The following is a 3951-nucleotide window of genomic DNA, read 5'->3' as shown; positions in this document are numbered from 1 at the left end:
CTCGTCGCTCATCATGACATTGTCCGATCACCGTGAGCCTATCTCCCACCTTAATCGGATGATGAAAGCGAACATCTAACTGCGCCGTTAACGCTGGGATCTCTTGCAGCAACAGACAATGCGTCATAGCTGCATCTAATAACGAACTGGCAATACCGCCATGCAATAATCCTAAGTATCCTTGGTGTCTAGGCTCAACAATAAAGTGCCCTTCTGTTTTTCCAGCAGCAACCGCTGTAAAGTTAACCCCTAAGGAATAAAAGTTTTTTTCTGGTGTTGAACACACCGCACACATTACGTGAGAATCCACCGCTGACATTGATCACTCTCCATTACTCAATGTTAATAGCATATGCTAATTATGGGTAACGTAAAGGAATGGAAACATTGTTTGCAGCACATATTTATATTTACTATACCCAAACAACTGAGAGTTGCAGGTTGGCGGCAAGTGAGTGACAAATTTGTCTGGAACAAATTTGAACAGCCGTAGGCTGGCCTTTGGTTAGAGCCACGGATGGCTCTCATTATCTCCATGAGCATAGACAGACGATACGATTAGGGTAAAAGAACATAAACACCCCATGCAGCTTCAAGTAGGAAGGGCATAGCCCTTCGGTTTATCATTATCCCCCTTATTCCCATTTTGCTGAAGTTGATTCAGCCATCAAAAATCACCCCTATTTTTCTATTCCATCCTATAAAGATCACATTACGCCAAGTTATATATTGAGCACCAGTTGTTCAGGTGTACTCTTTTTGCTGAATCGATTCAGTTATTTAAAATTCGACAATAACATAAGGAAAGACAATGAAAATCACACCGACATTTGCTGCCGTGTTACTGGGTTTAACTGCAATGAATAGCTACGCAGTGGAATTTGTCCTTACAGATTCCATGCTTGCAAAAGAGGTAGGCAATTGGCAAGTCACCCACGACTCACTGGATTTTACCGATAGTCACCCCTTTTCTATTGAAAAACGACAACTACATGGAGGAAAACAAACTGGGGTCGATGTTCTTATTATTGATAATGGAATTCTCTCCATCACCTTAGTTCCCACTCGTGGTATGGGGATTTATGATGTCAAAATGGATGGTCAACGAATTTTAGGTTGGAACTCTCCTGTCAAAGAAATTGTGAATCCGGCATTTATTGATCTTGAAAGTCGTAATGGATTGGGCTGGTTAGATGGCTTTAACGAAATGTTAGTACGCTGTGGTTATGAATGGACAGGTCACCCGGGCATTGATGATAATGGGCAGTTACTCAGTTTACATGGCCGAGTGCAAAATACCCCCGCCTCGACAGTAAAAGTGATTATTGATGATACGCCACCACACAAGATTACGGTTGAAGGTAAAGTGGCTGAACGTACCTTTAAAAAAGCAGAATTAGTGACGCTCACACGGCTAGAAGTCACCCCTGGCAATAATACCTTTGCAATACATGATACGCTCACCAATAAAGCCGATTATGATGATGAATATCAAATTATTTATCACTCCAATTTTGGCCGTCCCATACTAGAAGAAGGGGCCAAAGTAACCGCGGCCGCCAGTGAGATCTCTCCTTTTAATGACTATGCTCAAGCCGGATTAAAAAGTTGGCAAACCTACCTTGGTCCAACAAAAGGATTTGACGAAATGGTCTTTAACTTAAAACCCATCGGCGATGAAAATGGCCATTCTCTGGCGGTATTGCATAACAAGGCAGCAAATAAAGGGGTAGCCGTCGGCTACAACGTGCAGCAACTGCCTGTTCTTACCCTATGGAAAAATACCGATACTGAGCAACAAGGTTACGTAACGGGTATCGAACCAGGAACCAGTTATGCGTACAATACCAAGTATCAGCGTCCTCTAGGTTTAGTGCCAACCATTAAGGCTGGAGAAAGCAAAGACTTTAATGTGACCTATACCGTATTACGGGACCATAAAGAAGTCCAAAAAGCATTGCAAGCTGTCCAAAAAATCCAAAAGAATGTGCCGCTAAAAACCAATAACACACTGATTGTAGACTTAAATAAGGTTCAGTAACCCACGACCATAGCTTCCTCCATCATGAATAAGGCTGGAGTTCTCACTGGGTTTATCTATTGTCATTCAACCGCTCAAAATGAGTAGAGAACATTCAGAGTGATATAGATATAACACTGGCGCTTACAGTAAGCGCCAGTGTTTTTATGTTTTTAGCGGAGTAAAAATCACCATTTAACCCGCTCGGCGTATTTCTACCGCTTTCGCCAGCTCACGCAACACAGTCTCTGTATCATTCCAACCAATGCACGCATCGGTGATCGATTGTCCATAAACGGGCGCTTGACCATCCACCAGATCTTGGCGACCTTCGACCAAATGTGACTCGATCATCACGCCAAAAATAGCATGCTCACCTGAACGAATTTGCTGGCAAATATCCTCTGCGACCACCATTTGACGCTGGTACTGTTTTGAACTGTTGGCATGGCTAAAATCGATCATTACTTTTTGTTTTAAACCTGATGTTTCCAATTCTTGTTTGATCGCTGCAACATGCTCTGCACTGTAGTTTGGCTCCTTGCCACCACGCAAAATGATATGACAATCTGGATTACCTGCCGTTTCTACAATTGCCGAATGTCCAAATTTAGTGACCGATAAAAAATGGTGTGATGCACTCGCAGAGCGAATGGCGTCAGAGGCTATTTTAATATTGCCATCGGTACCGTTTTTAAAGCCAACAGGGCAAGAAAGGCCAGAAGACAGCTCTCGGTGAACCTGCGATTCCGTCGTGCGTGCACCTATCGCTCCCCAACTGATCAAGTCTGCAACATATTGTGGTGTAATCATATCTAAAAACTCACTGGCGGTAGGAATACCCATGTCCGTCAGATCCAATAATAACTTACGTCCAATGCGTAAACCGTCATTAATTTTATAAGAATCATCTAGATAAGGGTCATTAATTAAACCTTTCCACCCTACTGTCGTCCGGGGTTTTTCAAAATAAACCCGCATCACGATTTCTAAATGGCCACTTAACTCCTCTCGCAATGTTTTAAGACGCTGGCCATACTCCATCGCCGCTTTCGTGTCATGGATGGAGCAAGGCCCTACCACGACTAATAACCGATCATCTTTATCGTGTAAAATATTATGTATTGCCTCACGCGCTTGGAATGTCGTTGAAGAAGCGATACGACTAGCAGGGAATTTTTCTAAAACCGCCACAGGGGGTAATAATTGCTTAATTCGTTTAATATTAACATCATCAGTTTGGTACATCGCTTACTTCTTCCTATTACTTACATTCAACCGTTGCCGGTTATCCCGTCACAGATTACTTATCCTCTTTAAGTAACTTAAAGGCTTCCTCAACCAAGAGCAAGCACTATTTTATAAAAAATGCAACAAAACAACTTAACTTACAACTAAGTAGATTCGTAATATTTTCTTTACACCCAATAATAAAGAAAACCATCAGCTTAAAATCACTGAGTTATAATGAGCAAAGAGAAGTTTAGCGATTGCGTGCCCATTATTGATAATGAATATCAATTACAATATATCCTCAAATAACTTCGAGTTGCAGGTAGCCGGCAAGTGAGTGATAAATTTGGACAGCCTCAAGCTGTCTTTTACTGAAAGCTAAGGATGGCACTCATCATCACCATAAACATAGACAGGCGAGGAGGTTGAGGTGAACGAACATAGCCAACACCACTGCAACTTGAAATAGGAAAGGTATACCATCCTCTCGGAATAATCATCGCTCAACAATAATAAGGTGACCACAATGATGAATAAAGTCCTAGCTTGGCTAGAAAAAGATCCTGATCTTAAAACTCGTCAAGAGCTACAATCGCTGATTGATAAGCACCAAATGGATCAAGTTGAAGAACGGTTTAAATCCCGATTAGAGTTTGGTACCGCGGGGTTGCGAGGGAAAGTCGGTTGTGGCCCCAACC

General features: G+C 42.2%; 3 protein-coding genes and 1 pseudogene. 2 read left to right on the top strand and 2 right to left on the bottom strand.

Annotated features, from left to right (window positions below; translation table 11 throughout):
* Positions 1–319: PaaI family thioesterase (locus tag B7C60_RS07190; RefSeq protein WP_245868790.1), on the bottom strand; the 319-nt coding region annotated here is incomplete at its 3' end.
* Positions 320–811: 492 nt separating this feature from the next.
* Between B7C60_RS07190 and B7C60_RS07185 the strand changes: the two genes are divergently transcribed.
* Entirely contained in the window at positions 812–2041 is a 1230-nt protein-coding gene (locus tag B7C60_RS07185; protein ID WP_099611062.1) for an aldose 1-epimerase family protein, read from the top strand.
* A gap of 174 nt (positions 2042–2215) precedes the next feature.
* Here the strand turns inward: B7C60_RS07185 and aroG are convergent, their stop codons facing one another.
* Positions 2216–3268, bottom strand: a complete 1053-nt coding sequence (gene aroG / locus B7C60_RS07180; protein ID WP_099611061.1) for a 3-deoxy-7-phosphoheptulonate synthase AroG — start codon at positions 3266–3268, stop codon at positions 2216–2218.
* A 511-nt stretch (positions 3269–3779) separates the two neighbouring features.
* Here aroG and B7C60_RS18250 point away from each other — a divergent pair.
* Positions 3780–3951, top strand: a pseudogene (locus tag B7C60_RS18250) (phospho-sugar mutase); the annotation flags it as partial.

It is taken from the genome of Vibrio fujianensis, from assembly GCF_002749895.1.
Lineage (GTDB): Bacteria > Pseudomonadota > Gammaproteobacteria > Enterobacterales > Vibrionaceae > Vibrio > Vibrio fujianensis.
This window is presented reverse-complemented; position numbering and strand designations above follow the sequence as displayed.